Annotated in this window: 20 protein-coding genes; 17 read left to right on the top strand and 3 right to left on the bottom strand. The window is 33.5% G+C overall.

All coding sequences use genetic code 11. The features are described 5' to 3' along the window. Positions 1-9 precede the first annotated feature (9 nt). From BX659_RS14685 to BX659_RS14620, 14 genes are all read left to right on the top strand, one after another. Positions 10-540, top strand: a complete 531-nt coding sequence (locus BX659_RS14685; RefSeq protein WP_097018820.1) for a hypothetical protein — start codon at positions 10-12, stop codon at positions 538-540. 589 nt (positions 541-1,129) lie between these two features. Beyond that, on the top strand, positions 1,130-2,800 hold the full coding sequence (locus BX659_RS14680) for an SWIM zinc finger family protein (RefSeq protein WP_097018819.1): 1,671 nt from the start codon (positions 1,130-1,132) through the stop codon (positions 2,798-2,800). 177 nt (positions 2,801-2,977) lie between these two features. Beyond that, a complete protein-coding gene (locus BX659_RS14675; protein ID WP_097018818.1) occupies positions 2,978-4,453 on the top strand; it encodes a protein adenylyltransferase SelO in 1,476 nt (491 codons plus the stop codon). A gap of 314 nt (positions 4,454-4,767) precedes the next feature. Continuing rightward, positions 4,768-5,610, top strand: coding sequence for a diaminopimelate epimerase (gene dapF, locus BX659_RS14670; protein WP_097018817.1), 843 nt, complete (start codon positions 4,768-4,770; stop codon positions 5,608-5,610). A 311-nt stretch (positions 5,611-5,921) separates the two neighbouring features. After that, complete coding sequence (locus BX659_RS14665; RefSeq protein ID WP_097018816.1) at positions 5,922-7,646, top strand: ABC transporter substrate-binding protein; 1,725 nt, start codon at positions 5,922-5,924, stop codon at positions 7,644-7,646. Between the two features lie 84 nt (positions 7,647-7,730). Then, complete coding sequence (locus BX659_RS14660) at positions 7,731-8,699, top strand: ABC transporter permease (protein ID WP_097018815.1); 969 nt, start codon at positions 7,731-7,733, stop codon at positions 8,697-8,699. 14 nt (positions 8,700-8,713) lie between these two features. Then, a complete protein-coding gene (locus tag BX659_RS14655) occupies positions 8,714-9,820 on the top strand; it encodes an ABC transporter permease (RefSeq protein ID WP_253250781.1) in 1,107 nt (368 codons plus the stop codon). 490 nt (positions 9,821-10,310) lie between these two features. Beyond that, complete coding sequence (gene pssA, locus BX659_RS14650; RefSeq protein WP_097018814.1) at positions 10,311-10,862, top strand: CDP-diacylglycerol--serine O-phosphatidyltransferase; 552 nt, start codon at positions 10,311-10,313, stop codon at positions 10,860-10,862. A 123-nt stretch (positions 10,863-10,985) separates the two neighbouring features. Then, positions 10,986-11,597: a tetratricopeptide repeat protein gene (locus BX659_RS14645; RefSeq protein ID WP_097018813.1), complete on the top strand. Its 612-nt coding sequence runs from the start codon at positions 10,986-10,988 to the stop codon at positions 11,595-11,597. A gap of 103 nt (positions 11,598-11,700) precedes the next feature. Further along, positions 11,701-12,690, top strand: a complete 990-nt coding sequence (locus tag BX659_RS14640) for an ABC transporter substrate-binding protein (protein WP_097018812.1) — start codon at positions 11,701-11,703, stop codon at positions 12,688-12,690. Positions 12,691-12,703: 13 nt separating this feature from the next. Then, complete coding sequence (locus tag BX659_RS14635; protein ID WP_097018811.1) at positions 12,704-13,471, top strand: ABC transporter ATP-binding protein; 768 nt, start codon at positions 12,704-12,706, stop codon at positions 13,469-13,471. Further along, positions 13,464-14,294, top strand: coding sequence for an ABC transporter permease (locus BX659_RS14630; protein ID WP_097018810.1), 831 nt, complete (start codon positions 13,464-13,466; stop codon positions 14,292-14,294). The genes BX659_RS14635 and BX659_RS14630 overlap by 8 nt, the downstream gene beginning before the upstream one ends. Before the next feature lie 116 nt (positions 14,295-14,410). Then, positions 14,411-14,815 (top strand): hypothetical protein, encoded by a 405-nt coding sequence (locus tag BX659_RS14625; RefSeq protein ID WP_097018809.1) that lies wholly within the window; start codon positions 14,411-14,413, stop codon positions 14,813-14,815. 70 nt (positions 14,816-14,885) lie between these two features. Beyond that, a complete protein-coding gene (locus BX659_RS14620; protein ID WP_097018808.1) occupies positions 14,886-15,371 on the top strand; it encodes a ferritin family protein in 486 nt (161 codons plus the stop codon). Between the two features lie 8 nt (positions 15,372-15,379). Here BX659_RS14620 and BX659_RS14615 read toward each other — a convergent pair whose 3' ends face one another. The 3 genes from BX659_RS14615 to BX659_RS14605 form a co-directional block, all read right to left on the bottom strand. After that, positions 15,380-16,954: a recombinase family protein gene (locus BX659_RS14615; protein WP_097018807.1), complete on the bottom strand. Its 1,575-nt coding sequence runs from the start codon at positions 16,952-16,954 to the stop codon at positions 15,380-15,382. Between the two features lie 157 nt (positions 16,955-17,111). Beyond that, the gene (locus BX659_RS14610) at positions 17,112-17,591 is read right to left on the bottom strand and encodes an ImmA/IrrE family metallo-endopeptidase (protein WP_097018806.1); all 480 of its coding nucleotides are present in this window, start codon (positions 17,589-17,591) and stop codon (positions 17,112-17,114) included. A gap of 45 nt (positions 17,592-17,636) precedes the next feature. Continuing rightward, positions 17,637-18,044: a helix-turn-helix domain-containing protein gene (locus BX659_RS14605; protein WP_097018805.1), complete on the bottom strand. Its 408-nt coding sequence runs from the start codon at positions 18,042-18,044 to the stop codon at positions 17,637-17,639. A gap of 174 nt (positions 18,045-18,218) precedes the next feature. Here BX659_RS14605 and BX659_RS14600 point away from each other — a divergent pair, with 174 nt between their 5' ends. From BX659_RS14600 to BX659_RS14595, 3 genes are all read left to right on the top strand, one after another. Continuing rightward, complete coding sequence (locus tag BX659_RS14600; protein ID WP_216358822.1) at positions 18,219-18,431, top strand: helix-turn-helix transcriptional regulator; 213 nt, start codon at positions 18,219-18,221, stop codon at positions 18,429-18,431. 135 nt (positions 18,432-18,566) lie between these two features. Next, entirely contained in the window at positions 18,567-18,737 is a 171-nt protein-coding gene (locus BX659_RS19075; protein WP_172431952.1) for a hypothetical protein, read from the top strand. Between the two features lie 141 nt (positions 18,738-18,878). Continuing rightward, the coding region (locus tag BX659_RS14595) for a hypothetical protein (protein ID WP_146129056.1) at positions 18,879-19,114 on the top strand (236 nt) is incomplete at its 3' end.

Here is a 19,114-nt window from a genome sequence, read left to right as displayed (position 1 = left end):
AAGATTCTCATGAATAGAAATAATAAAATATTAATTACTGTACTAATGATTACTATAATAACTTCAATAGGTTTCTTAATCGTAAAATATGTCTCTCAAGAGAGTAAACAGGCAGATAAAATTACAGGTCAAGATATTTATAATGATTTAGACTTAGGAAAAGTCGATAAAATATCTATTCATTCATTTAAATATATTGAAAATGGAGAAATAAAGGGAGATAAAGATTATCTTATAGAGAATGACAAAGATAAAAAAGTAATCAATATGTTAACAAGTGCAATTAAAAATTCTCAGATTAATATTAAAGAAAATTCTACTCAAAATTTACCTAAAGCAACTCATTCGGTAGTTTTTTATAGTAATAACATGTTTAATAATATAAGTACCAATTATTCACTACAGACTAACCAACTATTAATATCAGATAAAAACTTTTCAGAAGATTTGATTGAATCAAGTAAATTACCCTTTTCAACACAAGTAGTTATAATAAAATTAGATGATGATTTTAAAGAAATAATGAATAATTATCCTTAAAATTTTAAGAAGACCTAGATAATAATTAATTATTATCTAGGTCTTCTTATTACTACATTACCAATTACACCTATAATATGTAGCGAATGAACTGATCGCTATCGATGACCAAGAATATATCTATGACGATAATGGTAACCTAATCAATAACGGAGAATACATCTTTAGCTACAATGCCAATAATCGTCCAATTGAGGTAGAGGATAGTTTAGGAACTACTTTAGCTACCTAAAAATTTCAAGAAAACCTAGCTGATATTTTAACTGTCAGCTAGGTTTTCTTATTGCTACAGCAGAATATAGCTATGATACAATGGTAATCATACTGTTGTCACTCTACCTAAGAACAGTATGATGACCTTAATCATTTACACAGAAGAGGCCTTACTCGATTGTTTGAATTAAATCATTCATAATTATATTTAGTAGATCTCAAGAAAATTTGATATTATTTTCACTAATTTAGGATAGATATTAGTTTAATTACTTTAATGCATTAGGAGAGCAGGATTTAGTGGTAAAAAGATGAATTTAATTATATAAAGATAAAGTTATTAACTTTGAGGATAAAAGGAAGTGACAATTAACAGATGAATATAAATGATTTTGAAAAAGACATAAATGGAATGATTTTAGAAAGAGGATACAACTATTATCATGATGGAAATATTGGTGGAGTATATAAACAGGGAGATAATGAATATGTTTTTGAAGTTTATGGAAGTGAAGAGTATGAAGTGATTGTAGAAATAGATGGGGATGGGAAGATATTAGATTCTAATTGTAATTGCCCCTATGATTTTGGACCTATATGTAAGCATCAAGTAGCAGCTTATTTTGAATTAGGTGATATTTTAAATAATAAAAATACTATAGAAGAGATAACTAGGAAGCCAGCAATAAAAGAAGTATTAGAGACGCTTTGCAAAGAGGAATTAATTGATATCATAGTAGATATAGCTAAAAAAGATCTAACTTTGAAAAATAATATTATCCTTAGATATTCCAAGGGTAATGATGGTGATGAACTAAAAAAGTGTCAAAACTTAATGGATACAATAGTAAGAAAATATACCAAAAGAGAAGGTTTTATCCCATATAGAGAAACCTATTACTTTGTCGCTGAGCTGGAGGAACTATTGGGTAAGATAAGAGAGATACATCAAAATAACAAACTTTTATTAGCCTTAGATATTGCTTTTGTAGTATTAGAAGAAGCCATAGAGGCTTTTCAATATGCAGATGATTCCAATGGTGATATAGGTGGTTTTGTCTCACAAGTAATTGATTTAATAGATGAGATTGTAGCTACTTCTGAAAATAGAGATATAAAGATAAGAGGAAAAATCTTTAAAAGATTATTAAAAGAAAGTGACAATAGAGTGTTTGATGGTTGGGGAGAATATAGGGACAGTATAATTGAAATCTCTGCTAAATTTGCAGAAATTGAAGAATTTAGAGATGAGTTAAAGTTAAAAATAGAGGATCTAGTTAGTAAAAATCTTGATGGTTTTTATCAGAGATACCATAGTGAAAAGTTACTTCTAATATTATTTGAGATAATAGATGAATATGGTAGTGAAGAAGAAGCAGAAGAGTTTATAAAAGCAAATCTTGAATTTACAGCTTTTAGAGAGTTGCTTATAGAGAAGTTGATAGAAGAGAAAGATTACTCAAAGGTTATAGAATTGGCATTAGAAGGAGAAAGCAAAGACCAACAATATTTAGGGTTAGTATCAAGATGGAAAAAGATAAGGTATAGAGCTTATAAGGGAGTTGGACTCAAAGAAGAACAAGAAATCTTAGCAAAAGAACTATTGTTTAGTGGTGATTTTGAATATTATCAAGAACTAAAAGAGTTACATAAAGATGATGAAGAAAACTTCTATAATCAGATAAAAGAAGAGTTGAAAAACGATAAGGGCTGGCATGGAAAAAGTATTTATCTTAAGCTGATAGTTGAGGAAGGTGATTTAGCTGAGTTAATGGAGTTTGTAAGAGAGAATCCAAGAACTATAGAAAAATATGCAGAGATGTTAATAGATAGATACAAAGATGAGGTTATAGAGATTTATAAAAAGTTTATAAAATTAGAGGCTAAGTCTGCTTCAAATAGAAAGATGTATCAAAAGGTATGCAAAAAGCTTGAAAATTATAAAAAGATTGCAGGTAAAGAAGATTTGAAAGAGCTGATAAATGAGTTAAGTATTACTTATAAAAGAAGACCAGCCTTCTTAGATGAACTGGGAAAAGTTAAGTAAATAGCGATATATAAGGTTGTTAAAAGTGTTAGTTCTCTCCTTCTTATGCTGTTTCATCACTATATACTCAATATTTGCTTTATATCTAGAGAGGGTATAATGAATTTGGTAGAAGCAGATACTAAAAGTGATTGTTTAATTAAAATTATAAAATAGTATAGAAAAAGAGGAGATACGATGATAAAACTAAAAGAACTAACAGAAACAGGATGGAATCTGGAGAATAGTTATGCCAATCTGCCAGAATCCTTTTTTACTACCCTCAATCTGACACCGGTATCCTCACCAGAGTTGATTATTTTAAATCATTCTTTAGCAGAGGAACTAGGGTTAAATATAGAAGAACTAGAAAGTAAAGAGGGAATAGAGATCTTTGCTGGTAACAAAATTCCTGAAGGTGCCATTCCCCTTGCTCAGGCTTATGCGGGGCATCAATTCGGTCATTTTACGATGTTAGGCGATGGCAGGGCTTTACTAATTGGAGAACAGATTAGCCCATCAGGTAAACGCTTTGATATTCAGCTTAAGGGTTCAGGTAGAACACCCTATTCCCGTGGCGGTGATGGTCGAGCCAATCTTGGACCGATGCTACGTGAGTATATCATCAGTGAAGCAATGTATGGACTAGGTATTCCTACTACCCGTAGTTTAGCAGTGGTAACAACTGGTGAGAAGGTAAGGCGTGAAACTAATTTGCCTGGTGCAATTTTAACTAGGGTGGCCAGTAGCCATTTACGGATTGGAACCTTTCAATATGTTGCCAACTGGGGGAGTAAGGAGGAGCTTCAGATTTTAGCTGATTATGCAATACAGCGTCATTTCCCAGAAATTGAAGATGATGAAAATCCATATCTTTCTCTACTTCAAGAAGTGATTAAAAAACAGGCTGAGTTGATTGCTAAATGGGAGTTAGTTGGATTTATCCATGGGGTGATGAATACCGATAATATGACCATCAGTGGAGAGACTATCGACTATGGTCCTTGTGCTTTTATGGATAGTTATGACCCTGAAACAGTATTTAGCTCAATTGATCGTAGAGGTCGCTATGCTTATCAAAATCAACCTCCTATTGCTCAATGGAATTTAGCACGTTTTGCTGAAACCCTTCTAGCTTTACTCCATGATGATCAGAAGGAAGCTATCAAGTTGGCTGAGGGTGTTCTTTCAGATTTTGCTAAATTATATCATCAAAATTGGTTAGCAGGGATGAGGGCTAAATTAGGGGTATTTAATGAAGAAGAGAAAGATGAAGCTCTTATTGAAGAGTTGCTGACTATAATGGAGAAGCATGATTTAGATTATACTAATACTTTTTTGGGATTGACCTTTGATAAACTGGAAGATAGTAACTTGTCTGATAAGACAGAATTTGTTCAATGGTATGAAAGGTGGCAGAAGAGATTAGACAGGCAGCAAGAGTCAAAGTCCGACTCTTATCAATTGATGAAAAAGAGTAATCCGGCATTAATTCCTCGTAATTATCGGGTAGAAGAGGCACTAGAAGCAGCAGTCAAAGAAGGAGATTATAGTGTGATGGAGCGCTTTCTTGAGGTTCTTGCTAACCCTTATGCCCATTCTTCCAAGCAAGAGGAGTATTCTATACCCCCTGAGCCATCAGATCTTCCTTATCGAACATTTTGTGGCACCTGATCTACCTTTCTTATAAAAGATAATAGTAGTTTTTAGTGGGGAGAAAAATTGGTATAGGAAGATATCTAAAAGAGATATAGCAGACAACTCATAACAGGGTTGTCTTGTTTTTATTGAAAAATCAACAATGATAATTACTCTCAAAATCTTCGATTTTACCTTGATTTAAGCTCTGAATCCTAGTAAAATAAATATAGTATAAGTGATAACTTTAAAAGTAGATTTATAATGATTTTATCTATACTGATTATTCGTTATAGCAAGTCACGTTTACATATTATTAGTAACATACATTAATTAGGAGGAGAGTAGTCATGAAATTTACCAAGATGCATGGATTAGGTAATGATTTTGTATTAATTGATTGTATGGAGCAGGAAGTAAAGAATCCATCTCAATTGGCTCAAGAGATGTGTGATAGAAACTTTGGAATTGGGGCAGATGGATTGGTATTGATTCTACCATCAGATTTAGCCGAAGCTGATTATAGAATGAGGATCTTCAATCCCGATGGTAGTGAACCTCAGATGTGTGGAAATGCAATTAGATGCTTTGCTAAGTATCTATATGAAAGAGAACTAACAGAGAAAACTAAACTTAATATAGAGACTTTGGCTGGAATAATTAGACCAGAATTGATCCTAAAGGATGGAGCAGTAGAGTTGGTTAAGGTCGATATGGGAGAGCCTATCTTAAGAAGAAGTGAGATTCCAATGGAAGGTGAAGAGCAAGAACAAGTAATCAAAGAAGAGTTAGCAGTTGGTACGGAGGTTTTTGAAGTAACTGCTGTATCTATGGGTAATCCCCATTGTATTATCTTCGTAGATGATATTGAAGAGATTGAACTGAGTAACTGGGGACCCCAAATAGAGACCCATAAAGTATTTCCAGAGGATATCAATGTAGAGTTTATCGAAGTCTTGAATCAAGATGAGATTGAGATGAGAGTTTGGGAGCGGGGTGCAGGAATTACCTTGGCTTGTGGAACGGGAGCTTGTGCTTCTACAGTAGCTGCTATCCTAAATGGATATACTAATCGTAAGATTACTGTTCATTTAGCAGGTGGAGATTTAGTAATTGAATGGGCAGACAATAATAATCGTGTCTATATGAGTGGACCAGCTACTGAGGTCTTTGAAGGAGAATGGAAACTATAAAAAAGTAGATGATTAATATTAAATTAAGTTTTCAATAGGAAATAATAAAGAATTATTTGACCAGCAATAGTTTTTGCTTTCTAAAAACTATAAGGAGAGAATGGAAATTATAACCTAGAGTTTTGGAGCAGGCTATTGTAGTCTGCTCTTTTTCAGTTAATTATATGGTTACTAGCAACTTATTACTCTCCATAAAGAGTTGAAAATCAGAGTGATAAATGAGATAATTAAAAAATAGTTTGCAAATTTAATTAAAGTCAATTTCTTGATAATGAAAGCAATTATACACTGAGTAGAGAGGAGTTTAGTAGATGAATAAGATGAGAAATCTAAAGTTAATGGTAGTCTTGCTTTTAGCTACAAGTCTGATTTTAACAGCTTGTGGTGGAAAGGAGTCTGCTAAAAGTGAGCAGTCAAGTAGAGATGACAAGTATGGAGGAACTTTAATTACTGCTGATTTATTAAGTGATCCAGGAAGTTTTAATCCAATTACTAGCTCAGAACATTCAGAGATAGTAGGTATAGTTTTGGAGAGTTTAACTGATCGTAATGCTGAGACCTTAGAGATAGAACCAGAGTTGGCTAAGAGTTGGGAAGTCAGTGAAGATGGCTTAAAATGGACCTTCCATTTAAGAGAGAATGTCAAATGGCATGATGGAGAGCCCTTTAGTGCTGATGATGTAATCTTTACCTATCAAGTAGTCTATGATGAGAATATTCCTAATAGTTCTAAGGATGGTATGATTATCGGTGGTGAAAAGATAGAAGTACTAAAAGTAGATGATTATACTGTTAAGTTAATTCTACCTCAGCCCTATGCACCTCTGTTGAGTCAATTAAATGGTTTTGTAATCTTACCAAAGCATAAGCTCTATCAGACTTGGCAAGCAGGGAAGTTTAATCAAAGCTGGGGAATAGATACTAAGGTAAGTGAGATTGTGGGGACTGGACCTTATAAATTTGTTGATTATAAGACTGGTGAGAGGCTTGTCTTTGAACGTAACCCATATTATTGGAAGAAGGATCAAGAAGGCAATCAACTACCTTATATCGACCGTATAGTCCGTCAGATTGCAGGAAGCAGAGAGACTCAGGTGCTTAAATTTGAAAAAGGTGAGACCCACCTTGTAGGGATTAAGAATAGTGATTATAATAGGATGAAGGCGATGGAGGAGCAAAAGAACTTCACCTTATACGATGCTGGACCGACTTGGTTTAAATCGTTGATCTCCTTTAACCAAAATCCTAATAATCCAAACGTTAAAGAACAGCCTTGGAAGTATGAATGGTTTACAAATATCCATTTTAGAAGGGCAGCTGCTTATGCAGTAGATCGAGAGACTATTATTAATCAGGTCTATGCCGGTTTTGGTCAGCCTGACTTTAATGCAGTCAGTGCTCCTAATAAGAGATTTCTAAATCCTGATATTAGAAAATATCCTTATAGTTTAGATCAAGCTAGAGCAGAGCTAAAGAAAGGTGGTTTTAGCTGGAATGATCAAGGACAACTAATAGACCGAGATGGTCGAGTTGTAGAGTTTACCTTTGTGACCAATGCAGGCAATGAATTAAGTGAAGCCAATTTAAATATTATCGCTAATGGTTGGAAAGAGTTAGGGATGGTAGTTCATGCTATTCCGATTGACTTTAGTAAGCTAGTTAGACAGTTGACCAGTGAATATACTTGGGATGCTTTCTTCCTCTATCTTACTGGAAGTCCAGAGCCAAATAGTGGCTCCAATGTTTGGAAATCTAGTGGTAATCTCCATATGTGGAATCCCAAGCAGCAAGAGCCAGCTACCCAGTGGGAGGCAAGAATAGATGAGCTCTTCTTAAAGGGAGCTACTACCTCTGATTATGAGGAGCGTAAGAAGTATTATGACCAGTGGCAAGAGATTGTAGCAGATCAGGTTCCTGTTATCTATACTGCAGTTGCCGATTCTATTTATGGTGTTAGAAATACTTTAAAAAATGTAAGACCTAATGCTTTAGGTGGAGTATTGTGGAATTTAGAAGAACTTTATTTAGAAAAATAAAAGATAGTATTTAAAGAGGGTGGCTAGATAATTGGTCACCCTCCCTTTGTAGCATTTATTCTTAATTAGGAAAGGAGTGGCAGAATGTTAACTTATCTAGCTAAACGGCTATTACAAGTAATTCCACTATTGCTGATAATCTCTATGGTCAGCTTCTTTATCATGCAATTGACTCCAGGAGATTATCTTGAGACTTTAAAGATGAATCCAGATATCTCAGAAGAGTTAATCAATGACTTAAAGATCAAGTATGGGTTAGATAAGAATCCAGTAGAACAGTACTTTCGCTGGCTATGGAGGGTACTACATTTAGACTTTGGTAGATCCTTTAAATGGAATGCCCCAGTAACAGATGTGATTGGTAGTAGACTATTAAATACGTTAATTTTATCCTTAGCTGCGATGATAATTAGTTGGGGGATAGCCATACCAATTGGTATCCATTCAGCTGTTAAGAAGTATAGCTGGAGTGATAATATTTTAGGGATATTTGCTTTTATTGGTTTATCAATTCCTAACTTCTTTTTTGCATTATTATTATTATTTCTGATTGTCAAGTTCAATCTTAATCTACCAATTGGTGGAATGACCAGTGTTGATTATGAGTGGTTAAGCCCTTGGGCTAAGATTATTGATATTTTAAAGCATCTTTTAGTGCCAGCAATTGTGTTAGGAACAGCATCAGTAGCAGGGTTGATGCGCCAGATGAGAGGGCAGATGATAGATGTGATGAGAGAAGATTATATCAGAACAGCTCGAGCTAAAGGATTGAAAGAAAAGAAGGTTATTTATAAGCATGCCTTTCGAAATGCCATTAATCCTCTAATAACTATCTTTGGTTTTCAATTAAGTGGACTTTTAAGTGGAGCAGCTTTGACAGAGATTGTAACTGCTTGGCCAGGGATGGGTAGGATGATGCTAGAGGCCGTTAGAGCTAAGGATATTTATTTAGTAATGGCAGGGTTGATGATGGGGAGCATCTTATTAGTAATTGGAAATTTAGTTGCTGATATATTATTATCTGTAGTAGATCCTAGGATTAGATATGATTAAAGGAGGGAAGAAAGATGGTTCAAGTAAAGATTAAAGAAGGAATGAATAAAGAGAGTTCTAATGGAGTAGAATACTCTTTTTGGAGAGATAAACTTTCATCATTAGCTAAGCATAAAATGGCAACTATAGCTGCTGTTATTATTTTAGCTTTATATCTAATGGTTATTCTGGCTGGGTTTTTAGCTCCTTATCACCCAAATCAGGCTTTTAAGAATCATTTCTTCCATCCACCTACTAAGATTCATATTAAAGATGCTAATGGACTGACTTGGCCCTATGTCTATGCTACTAAAGCGACAGGCTGGGCAAAGTATCAAGAGGATAAAAGTAAAAAATATCCCATCAAACTTCTCTATCAAGATAGTGAGTATAGGTTTTTGAAACTTATCCCAACCACTATTCATCTTGTAGGGGTAGATGAACCTGCTCATCTCTTCTTAATGGGAACTGATAATTATGGCAGGGACATTTTTACTAGAATATTATTTGGAGGAAGGGTATCTATGTTCTTAGGCTTTGCAGGGATATTGATTACCAGTATCTTTGGTCTGCTAATTGGGGGGGTTGCAGGGTATTACGGGGGCTGGATTGATAGTCTCTTAATGAGAATAGTAGAGGTGATTTTAAGTATTCCTAGCTTCTATTTATTGTTAGCCTTGGCTGCAGTCTTACCAATTAAGTTATCTTCTGCTTTTAGATTCTTTTTAATAATCTTAATTCTTTCTTTTATTGGTTGGGCTGGGATGGCTCGGGTAATTAGAGGAATGGTCATGTCGATTAAGGATCAGGATTATGTAGTAGCAGCTAAATCCTTAGGTGCTAGTGATCTTCGAATAATCTGGAAACATATCTTACCAACAGCAACGACCTATGTAATTGTTAGAGCAACTTTGGCTATTCCTGGTTATATCTTGATGGAGTCAGGTCTGAGCTTTATTGGTTTAGGTATTCAACAGCCTGATGCTAGCTGGGGTAATATGTTAAGTTCAGCTCAATCGATTACTAAGATAACCTCATTTCCTTGGTTATTGATACCAGGACTGATGATTTTTATTGCCATCTTATCCTTCAATTTATTAGGAGATGGGGTCAGAGATGCTTTAGACCCTAAGAATGAATAGTTGGATTTAAGTAGGATTTAATGGATATATTGAGTCAGCTTAAGATTGAGTTTAAGTATGAGTCTAAATAAAGCTTAGAATAGTATTCTTATAATTTACTAAATTTTAATTTTGGACTTAGGCTCAAGCTGTAATTTTGTCTTATCTGTTCTACCAACACAAGATTTTAGAATAGAATATTATTATAGAATTTATTAATCTTTTGCAGGAAAACTCTCTTAAAGGGAGAATAGTATCTTGTTATATAAAAAGAATGGAGTTGGAAAATGATCAGATGAAGGTTTTGGTCAATCAGGTCACGGGATTTATAGCTTTAAGTAGAATAGTCTGTTGGGTTACTAATAATGACAAGCTTCAATAGGGAGAATTTTTGGATTGATTAAATTTGGTTCTTGTACTGAAATTATTATACTCGAGTATGTAGAGATAAAGGTTAAAGAAGATTAGAAGGTAAGCTGTAGAATTACTATCATTGGGGAGGTAGTTGGGAATGATTAGAGAGTTTTTAAGAGAGAGAAGTATCAAGGAGTCTATTGATTTAAAGCTGATTCCATGTGCAGTGACTATGGGGAATCTATCCTGTGGAATAATAGCTATTTTAGCCATTATCCAAGAAGAGATGCACTTGGCTCCAATGTTTATATTATTGGCAGGTCTGTTTGATGTATTTGATGGTCGTCTTGCTAGAGGGCTTAAAGCTACAAGTGACTTAGGAAAAGAGCTAGACTCTTTAGCTGATATAGTTTCTTTTGGTATTGCTCCAGCAATATTGGTCTGGAGGATTGGGTTGATAGGATTAGGTGGATTTGGTCTATTATTGACAGTTTTATTTCCAATGGCAGGTGCATTAAGGTTAGCAAGGTATAATATTACAGAATTTGATGGCACTTATGTGGGAGTACCTATCACTGTAGCTGGGGCTTTATTGTCCTTTGTTAGCTTTTTTAGCTACAAGTATTCAGTTTCTGTGGAGCTTCTCATCTTATTGATAATAGTACTATCTTATCTGATGATCAGTAAAATCAAGATCCCTAAATTATAAAGTTCAAATTTTATCCTTTTATAAAATATTCAGGAAATATAAATTTAGAAGAGGTATTCCTTGTTAGATATTGAATAGTTATAGTAAAAAGAATTAATTTAATATCTTAGGGGGAAAAGTTATATGAAGAGATTCTTACTAATCCTATTACTGCTTTCAATAATATTATTCCCTAATAAAGCTTGGGCTGTTAGTAAAGTTGAAGGTAAATGGGAAGAGGTAGCTTTAGAGAGAAACAAGCTATTAGAGGACAGTGGAGAGAATATAGTAGTAAACTATGAATTAGCGGTTGCCTATGCTAACTTAGGGAAGATAGAGCAAGCTACAGAGATATTTAAGAGTTTAGATGAGAATAAAGGAAAAAAAGTGTTAAAAGAGACTATACCTAAATATAAGATGATAGTAGAGAAGAATAGTAATGATATTATAGATAGTAATTATTTAGCATTTGCTTATTATATAATGAAGGATTATCAGGATTCTAAAGAGTTATTTGATAGATTAGTTAAGTTAGATTCAGAAAATATTTGGACCTATAATTATTTGGCTGTAGTAGAGCATGAATTAAAGAATTACAATCAGGCTGAGAAAGCATTGAAGAAGTCTTTAGAGATAGAAGAGAATGAATATACCCACTTTCTCTTAGGAGCCAACTATTATAAGAAGGGTAAAATCTTTAAGGCTTTATATCATATCGGCAAAGGTGGTAAAGGTGTCTCTTTATTCTTAAATTAAATAACATTGATTTGGACGAGATTCTCAGGGATCTCGTTTTTTTTATTCACAGTTTCAATTAATGGTACATAGAATATATGTATAAAAATTGGGAGGTGATTTGATGAAGAGATTACTGATTGGAAGTTTGGTTTTGGTCTTGTTATTAACCGTAAGCTTTGGTGCTTTTGCAAAGACTAAGGTTAGGTTAAATGAAGTTGTTCATTCTATCTTCTATGCACCTCAATATGTTGCAATACATAAAGGATTCTTTGCTGATGAAGGGTTGGATATAGAGTTATCTACTGCTTGGGGTGGTGATAAAGCTGCTACTAGCTTAATGTCTAATCATGCTGATATAGCTTTAATAGGTCCAGAGACTACTGTATATATTTATCAGCAAGGGGCAGATAATTATTTGGTCAATTTTGCCCAATTGACCCAGACAGCAGGTTCTTTTCTATTGGCAAGAGAGCCGATGCCTGATTTCACTATAGATGATCTAAGGGGTAAGAAGGTTGTTGGTAACCGTCCAGGCGGTGCTCCAGAGATGGTGATGGAATATACTCTGCGCCATAATGGGATCGAGCCCTTTAAGGATGTAGAGATTATTACTAATTTAGATTTTACTGCAAATGCACCAGCCTTTAAGAATGGATTAGGTGATTTTGTACAGTTATTTGAGCCAAAGGCATCACAATTAGAAGCTACAGGTGCAGCTCATGTAGTAGCCTCTTTTGGAAAGCTTGGTGGAAAGGTACCTTATACAGTCTATATGGCAAGAAAGAACTATATTAAAGAGAATCCACAAACAGTCTTAAAATTTACTAAAGCGGTTTATCGTGCTCAAAAGTGGGTTTATTCCCATTCTGCTATAGAGATAGCTAGAGTGATTAGACCTTCTTTTCCGAATATAGACTTTAATATTTTAGTAAAGGTAGTGGATAGATATAAGAGCCAAGAGACTTGGGCACATAATCCGATTCTAAAGAGAAGAGATTTTAGACATTGGCAAGAGATTATTATGGAGGCTGGAGAGCTAGAAGAGATTGTTGACTATGGAATATTAGTCAATACTAGCTTTGCTAGAAGAGCCATCTACTTAGTAGAGTAAAGGGGGGGTAGTCATGTCTAAGGTAGAGTTTAAAGCTGTAGGAATGAAGTACCATACTTTAGAAGGTGAGACAGAAGCTCTTAAAGACCTAAGCTTTACTATAGAAGATAATCAATTTGTCAGTTTAATTGGTCCTAGTGGCTGTGGTAAGAGTACTACCTTATCACTTTTGGCAGGGTTACTATCCCCAACAGATGGTCAAGTGATGATCGATAGTAAAGAGGTAGATGGCATCAATCAAAGAGTTGCTTATATGCTGCAGGAAGATTATTTATTCCCTTGGAGAAGTATCTTAGATAATGTCTTATTGGGATTGGAAATTAGAGGTGAACTCAATGATTCTAGTAGAAAGAGGGCACGCCAATTATTAGCTGATTATGGACTAGGAGATTTTGAAGATTATTATCCTACCCAATTATCAGGGGGGATGAGACAGAGGGTTGCTTTGGCTAGAACATTGGCTATTGAGCCTGACATTCTCTTATTGGATGAACCCTTCTCTGCATTAGATTACCATACTAAATTGGCCTTAGAAGATGAGGTGGCACAGATATTAAGGGAAGAGAAGAAGACTGTTATTTTAGTAACTCATGATATTGGAGAGGCAATTGCTATGTCTGATAGGGTGCTGGTCTTTAGTGAACGCCCTGGAGAGATCAAGAGTGATTACAAGATAGATTTAACTATCGATGGAGAGTATTCTACCTTTAAAGCAAGAGAAGCAACAGAGTTTAACAGGTACTTCAATTCCTTATGGGAGGAGTTGGATATCTATGTTTAAGTTTATTGAAAGGATATTGACTAAAGATGCTGTTACTACAGAGCATGGTCAATATTTAAAGAGGGTTAGGCTAAAGAAGATAGGAGTTAAGTTCTCTCAACTAGCTATTTTAGCAGTAGTTATAATAGCTTGGGAGCTGGCTGCTAGGTATAAAGTTATTGATCCATTCATTACCAGCTACCCAACCCAGATAGCTAAGACCATCTACAAGATGGCTTTAAATGGAGAACTGGTTAAACATACTTGGACTACAATTTATGAGACCTTGGTAGGATTTACTTTAGGAGCAATAATAGGTTTGATAGTAGCTACTGCTTTATGGTGGTCTGATTATCTATCAAAGGTTTTTGAACCTTATATTGTCTTACTAAATGCATTACCTAAGATGGCCTTGGGCCCAATCTTGATTATCTGGTTAGGTAATGGGGTGACTGCCATTATAGGGATGTCATTATTAGTATCTATCATAGTAACTATTATGATGGTCTATAATGGCTTTAGGGAGACAGATAATAATAAGATTAAGCTACTACGTACTCTTGGAGCAAATCAGTTTCAAATCTTTAAGAAGGTAGTTTTGATGGAGAATTTGCCGACTATCTTTTCTGCCTTAAAGGTAAATATAGGATTATCTTTGGTAGGAACGATAGTGGGAGAATTTTTAGTTTCTAAAGCTGGATTAGGTTATCTGATAGTCTATGGTGGTCAAGTCTTTAAGCTAAGCTTGGTAATGACCAGTGTGATTATTCTCTGTATAGTTGCAGGTCTATTATATTATTTAATAGTCTGGTTAGAGAAGAGATTGATTAAATGGGAGAATTAATAGACAAAAATCCTTTATTTAGGGGGTTTTTGTCTTTTTATATGCATTCAATCTATTCTTATTTCACCAAGTTAGTAAGATCTGAATAAATTAATAAGTAGAAAGGAGGGAATTTAATGTTTCTAAAACTGCTAAAAAGTATAACCTCAAATAGCCTTAGTAAGACAAAGTTACAACAAGAGGGAGCAGGAATAATAGGAGAAGCAACCTTTGCAGATACTCTTGGTGTTATTTCTACAGCCATAGGGTTTATAGCTAGCATATTAGCTTATCAAGATTTATTAGTGCCTCCAATACCACCAGAAGGACCAGTGTTGCCCCCCTTTACTGAAGAAAAAATAGAAGAGGAGTATGATGATAAAAGCTATTCACCTACGAATCTGATTGTTTTATTTAATATTTTGATAATTGTTATAGTGATTGCACTTTTTGTCTTTACTTGTTTATTAGCAGGTGGGATCTGTCAACCACCTAAGCAACCCCCATCTCCTAAACCACCAGATCCTTGTTCTGATTCTTAAAAGAGGTATAGATGACAGGAACGTTTTTTATTGGTTGGAATATAATGTTATTAAGAAAGGAGGGTGGTTAATGAAATTAAATAATCTAACACAGAAGGATATATTAGAGATAAGCAGAGAATTGATGAAGATGAAAAAGGAAAGTGTTAAAGAAGTCAATGGAGAAGATTTATCCTTTCTATTACAGGAGATGTATTTAGCAATTGAAAGTGAACTAAGGGATTCAGCTTATTATAGATCTTTAGCTGATATAGCTCCAAATCAGTTTGCTGCTGAGATGATTAATGAATTTGCTAAAGATGAAAGAGAGCATGCTTATCAGCTACAGAAGGCTTATGAAAGGCTAACTAGTGATAAATTTGTCTCTCAATATGAATATGAGTTTGAATTAGATGTAGATAATTATCAGGAGTATTTAGAGAAGAGGGTTTTAGATGAGACTGCAGATTATAAGAAGTATAAGAGTTATTATTTAATGACAAATAATCCATATTTACGAGATATTTTCTTTAATGCAATGCACGATGAATCATACAGTTACAAAGTACAACTATGAAAGCTAAGTTAAAAGAATAGATCTAATTCAATATCCCCTTCATCATAAGTGATTTTATTAATTATACTTTGTAGACTGCTACGTTTTTCTTCAAAGGTCATTTCATCAAAGTTTTCATTAAACTCATGTATTTTATTTAATAGATACTCATCTGAATAAATTTGAGATTGATTTTCATCTAACTTATTTTCTATTTCTATTAACTTATTCTCTATCTTAATCTTTTTTTCAGCGATCTCCTCTACTTCATCTTCTATAAGAGATATTAATCGATCTGACTTCGTCTTTTTAAATTTATCTAATAAATTCTTTTCTTCTTTCTCGAATTGTTCTAGATCTCTTTTTAAGATTAATCTTTTATTTTCTAAGTTATTAATAGAGTATTTTAAATCATCTCTTACCTTATTAAGAAGATTATTAAATTTCTCATGGTCTGTATTTTGGATCTGCTTAATTACTAATTCATCTACTTTATCTGCATTCACTCTTTGACCATTACAAACTGATTTCCCTAGATTTCTTCCTCGGCAGACATAATATCTATAGGTCTTTTTTCTATTGTTAGCTAAGGTCTTAGTAGATGAATAAAAAGTCATAGCTCGACCACATTTGCCACATTTTAATAGGTAGGCTAAAAGTCCTTTAGTACTAGTTCCAGCTCGTGGAGGGCGTTTTGACCTTCTTTTACGTTTATATTGGGCTTGAATGAATTTATCTGATGGTATAAGTCCTTGATGGTGACCAACTGATATTAACCAGTTTTCTTCTTCATTTAGAGTTCCATCTGAAGTACGTCTATTATATCTCATTAAACCATTTTTTCCATTTGCTGTCTCTTTATTAAAAACCTTAATCTCTTTCTTTTCAAAGTAATTAATAGATTTTTCATCAGCTATACAATAAAGAGGATGGGAAATAATTTCTCCGATACGTGATGGAGCCCATAGATTATTATTAGAGGTTGTAATTCCTTCTTTATTAACTTTTTGAGCTATTTGATTAAAGCTGCCACCAGCTTCTAAATACCAGTCAAAAAAGTTTCTAACAATCTCTGCTTCATCTTCTTTGGGAATTAAGATATTACTTTTTTCATCTAATTCGTAACCAAAGGGTAAGGGACCACCATTCCAATTACCATCTGCTGCATTTTTGGTAAGATTATCTTTGACTCTTTCTGCTATCATTTCTGACTCAAATTGGGCAAAGTCTACTAGGATATTACGAATTAATCTTCCAATTGGAGTAGAAGTATCAAATTGTTGGGTGATTGAGATAAAGTTGATGCCATAACTATCAAGGGCATTCATATATTTATGGAATGATGTAACTGATCTTGCAAAGCGGTCTAGCTTATAGACCATTAAATAATCAGCGTCTAATTTTCCATGCTTGATATCTTTGAATAATTTTTGAAAACCAGGTCTGTCTGTAGAACGACCAGAGTAATCAAGGTCAGAGTAGACATCTACTAGCTTAATTTCATGTAATCTACAATATTGCTTAATCTTTTCTAATTGTGTATCTTGAGTAATCATATTGTCTCTGGCTCTAGATACTCTAATATAAGCTATAGCTCTTTTCATATCAATTCCTCCTTATAATATAATTTTAATTTCTAATTATCATTAGTATCCCTTAGTAACCTTTATGTATTTATAAAAAGTTAGTATTGCTTTGATATCATATTACATATAAAAGAATAATAGTTAAAAAATTCTTTTATAAGGTAAAAAATAAATATCACTTATAAAAGGTATTGTGATAAGGTAAGTTCAAAATATTCATTTTAGTTATCATAGCTTTTTCAGAAACCTGAAAATAATTTTTTAGTTTTTGGATATCGCCATTAAATTGATAATGTTTTCGTTTTAACTCATTTCTAGGAATTAATAATTCGCTAGCACAAGTATCTGCACATTTTTCATACAGTGGTTTTTCATCACCAGGGTGGGTATTGAAGATTTTACCTCTATGCTTTAACAGAAAATGAGATATCTCATGGGCTATATTAAAACGAAGTTGTCCAATTTCTTGATTTTTATTTACGATTATTAATTTTGCTTTACCATTGTATAAGATAGCACCATCACCTTCAAAACTAGCATAAGTCACTCTGATATTTAAAAGCTTAGCTATTTCTTCTATATTGATTGGCACTTTGAGCTTATGTTTCTTTAAAAATTGTCTAGCTACTATTTCTGCGTGCTTAATTTTAGACATAAAAATCTCCTTTCTTTATAGTAATGCAAGGGGAAAGTAGGTGTGTTATTTACTTTCCTCTTCTTCTACAAAGGCTTTAATTATTCTAATTGCTTTAGCTAAGTCTCTATCGGTTAGTCCTCTAGATTCTCTTAACAGTACTTGTCTCTGTTCATCTTGTGCTAACTCCCTTAGAAATTCTAACTCTTCAGCAGTTAATAATTTTAAAGTTCCTTCTGGGGCAAGAGCTGTTAATTTTTCCATTGGATTTCTTTCATTGGTTCTGCCTAATAGATAATCAACAGAAACATTAAAGTAATCAGCTAACTCTTCTAGTAGGTCTGCATTTGGTTTTCTATAGTCATTTTCATAATTAGAAAAAGTGCTTTTTCTCATATGAAAGTGACTTGATAAATCAGCTAAAGTAAGATTTCTTTCTTTTCTTAACTTTCTAAGTCTTTCTCCTAGAGTCATGACGATACCTCCTTATATAATATATTATTACACATAATGTGAATAAAATCTATAAAGTTCACTAATTGTGAAAAATAATTCACTCAAAATGAATTTAACCCTTGACAATACACGATACATGAACTATAATATAAATATAAGTTCACAATATGTGAACAAGAAAGGGGGGTAAATATGAAGATTAAATCACATATGAGATTAAAGGGAATTAGGATAGAGAACTCATTAACTCAGGAAGATATGGCAGAAATCTTAGATACTACACCTAGAACCTATTTAAATAAAGAGAATGGAAAGAGTGATTTTAAAGAGAGTGAAATTAATAAGATATTATCCTTATTTCCTAATAAGACATATGAGGATATTTTTTTAGATTTAAGTTCATGATACGTGAACTAGTATTCCGATAATAATGAAGATTATTCATGTGTTGTGAAAGATTGAATGAAGGTTATTAGCAGAAAAAACCAAGCATAGGACAATTCGTTGCTAAAATAAGATATACATAATAGGGGGGATGCTGTGGGAGTAGAGTTGAGAATAACCAATATAACGATTGCTGATGTTCCTGAAGAACTTAGGCAGTTAAAGCGTAAGGAGTTTGATTCTATATACGCTAAAGTAGTTAAAAGAAGGATAAAGAGAGAGCAAAGTGAGAATAAAAATAGTTTAAGTAGGAAGGAAGTCATATAGATTGGTAGATATAGCAGATAATAGTGGACAAAAAATAATCACCTGCTGGTACAGGCGATTAGGAAGTTTAATAAATTTAATATTAATGCAATTATATCATAGATGGGGAGTTATGACAACTCCTCAAAGGAGGTTACTTGGATGAATTATGGACAAGCTCTTGAAAAGAAGATAAATATAAAAAAGAGTATTTCTAAAAAGAATAGATTTAATAAAAGAGTAATTATTTTAAATAAAAAGGTAGGATATGAGATTAGTAAACTAGAAGGAGCAAGGATGATACCAGTAGCTAGATTAGAAGGAATGATGAGGTTAAAGGATATGCTCAAGATATTGGGTCAAATTGTAGACCAGGATAGATATCATATCAACTTTAT

The organism is Orenia metallireducens (assembly GCF_003001995.1).
GTDB lineage: Bacteria > Bacillota > Halanaerobiia > Halobacteroidales > Halobacteroidaceae > Orenia > Orenia metallireducens_B.
This window is presented reverse-complemented; position numbering and strand designations above follow the sequence as displayed.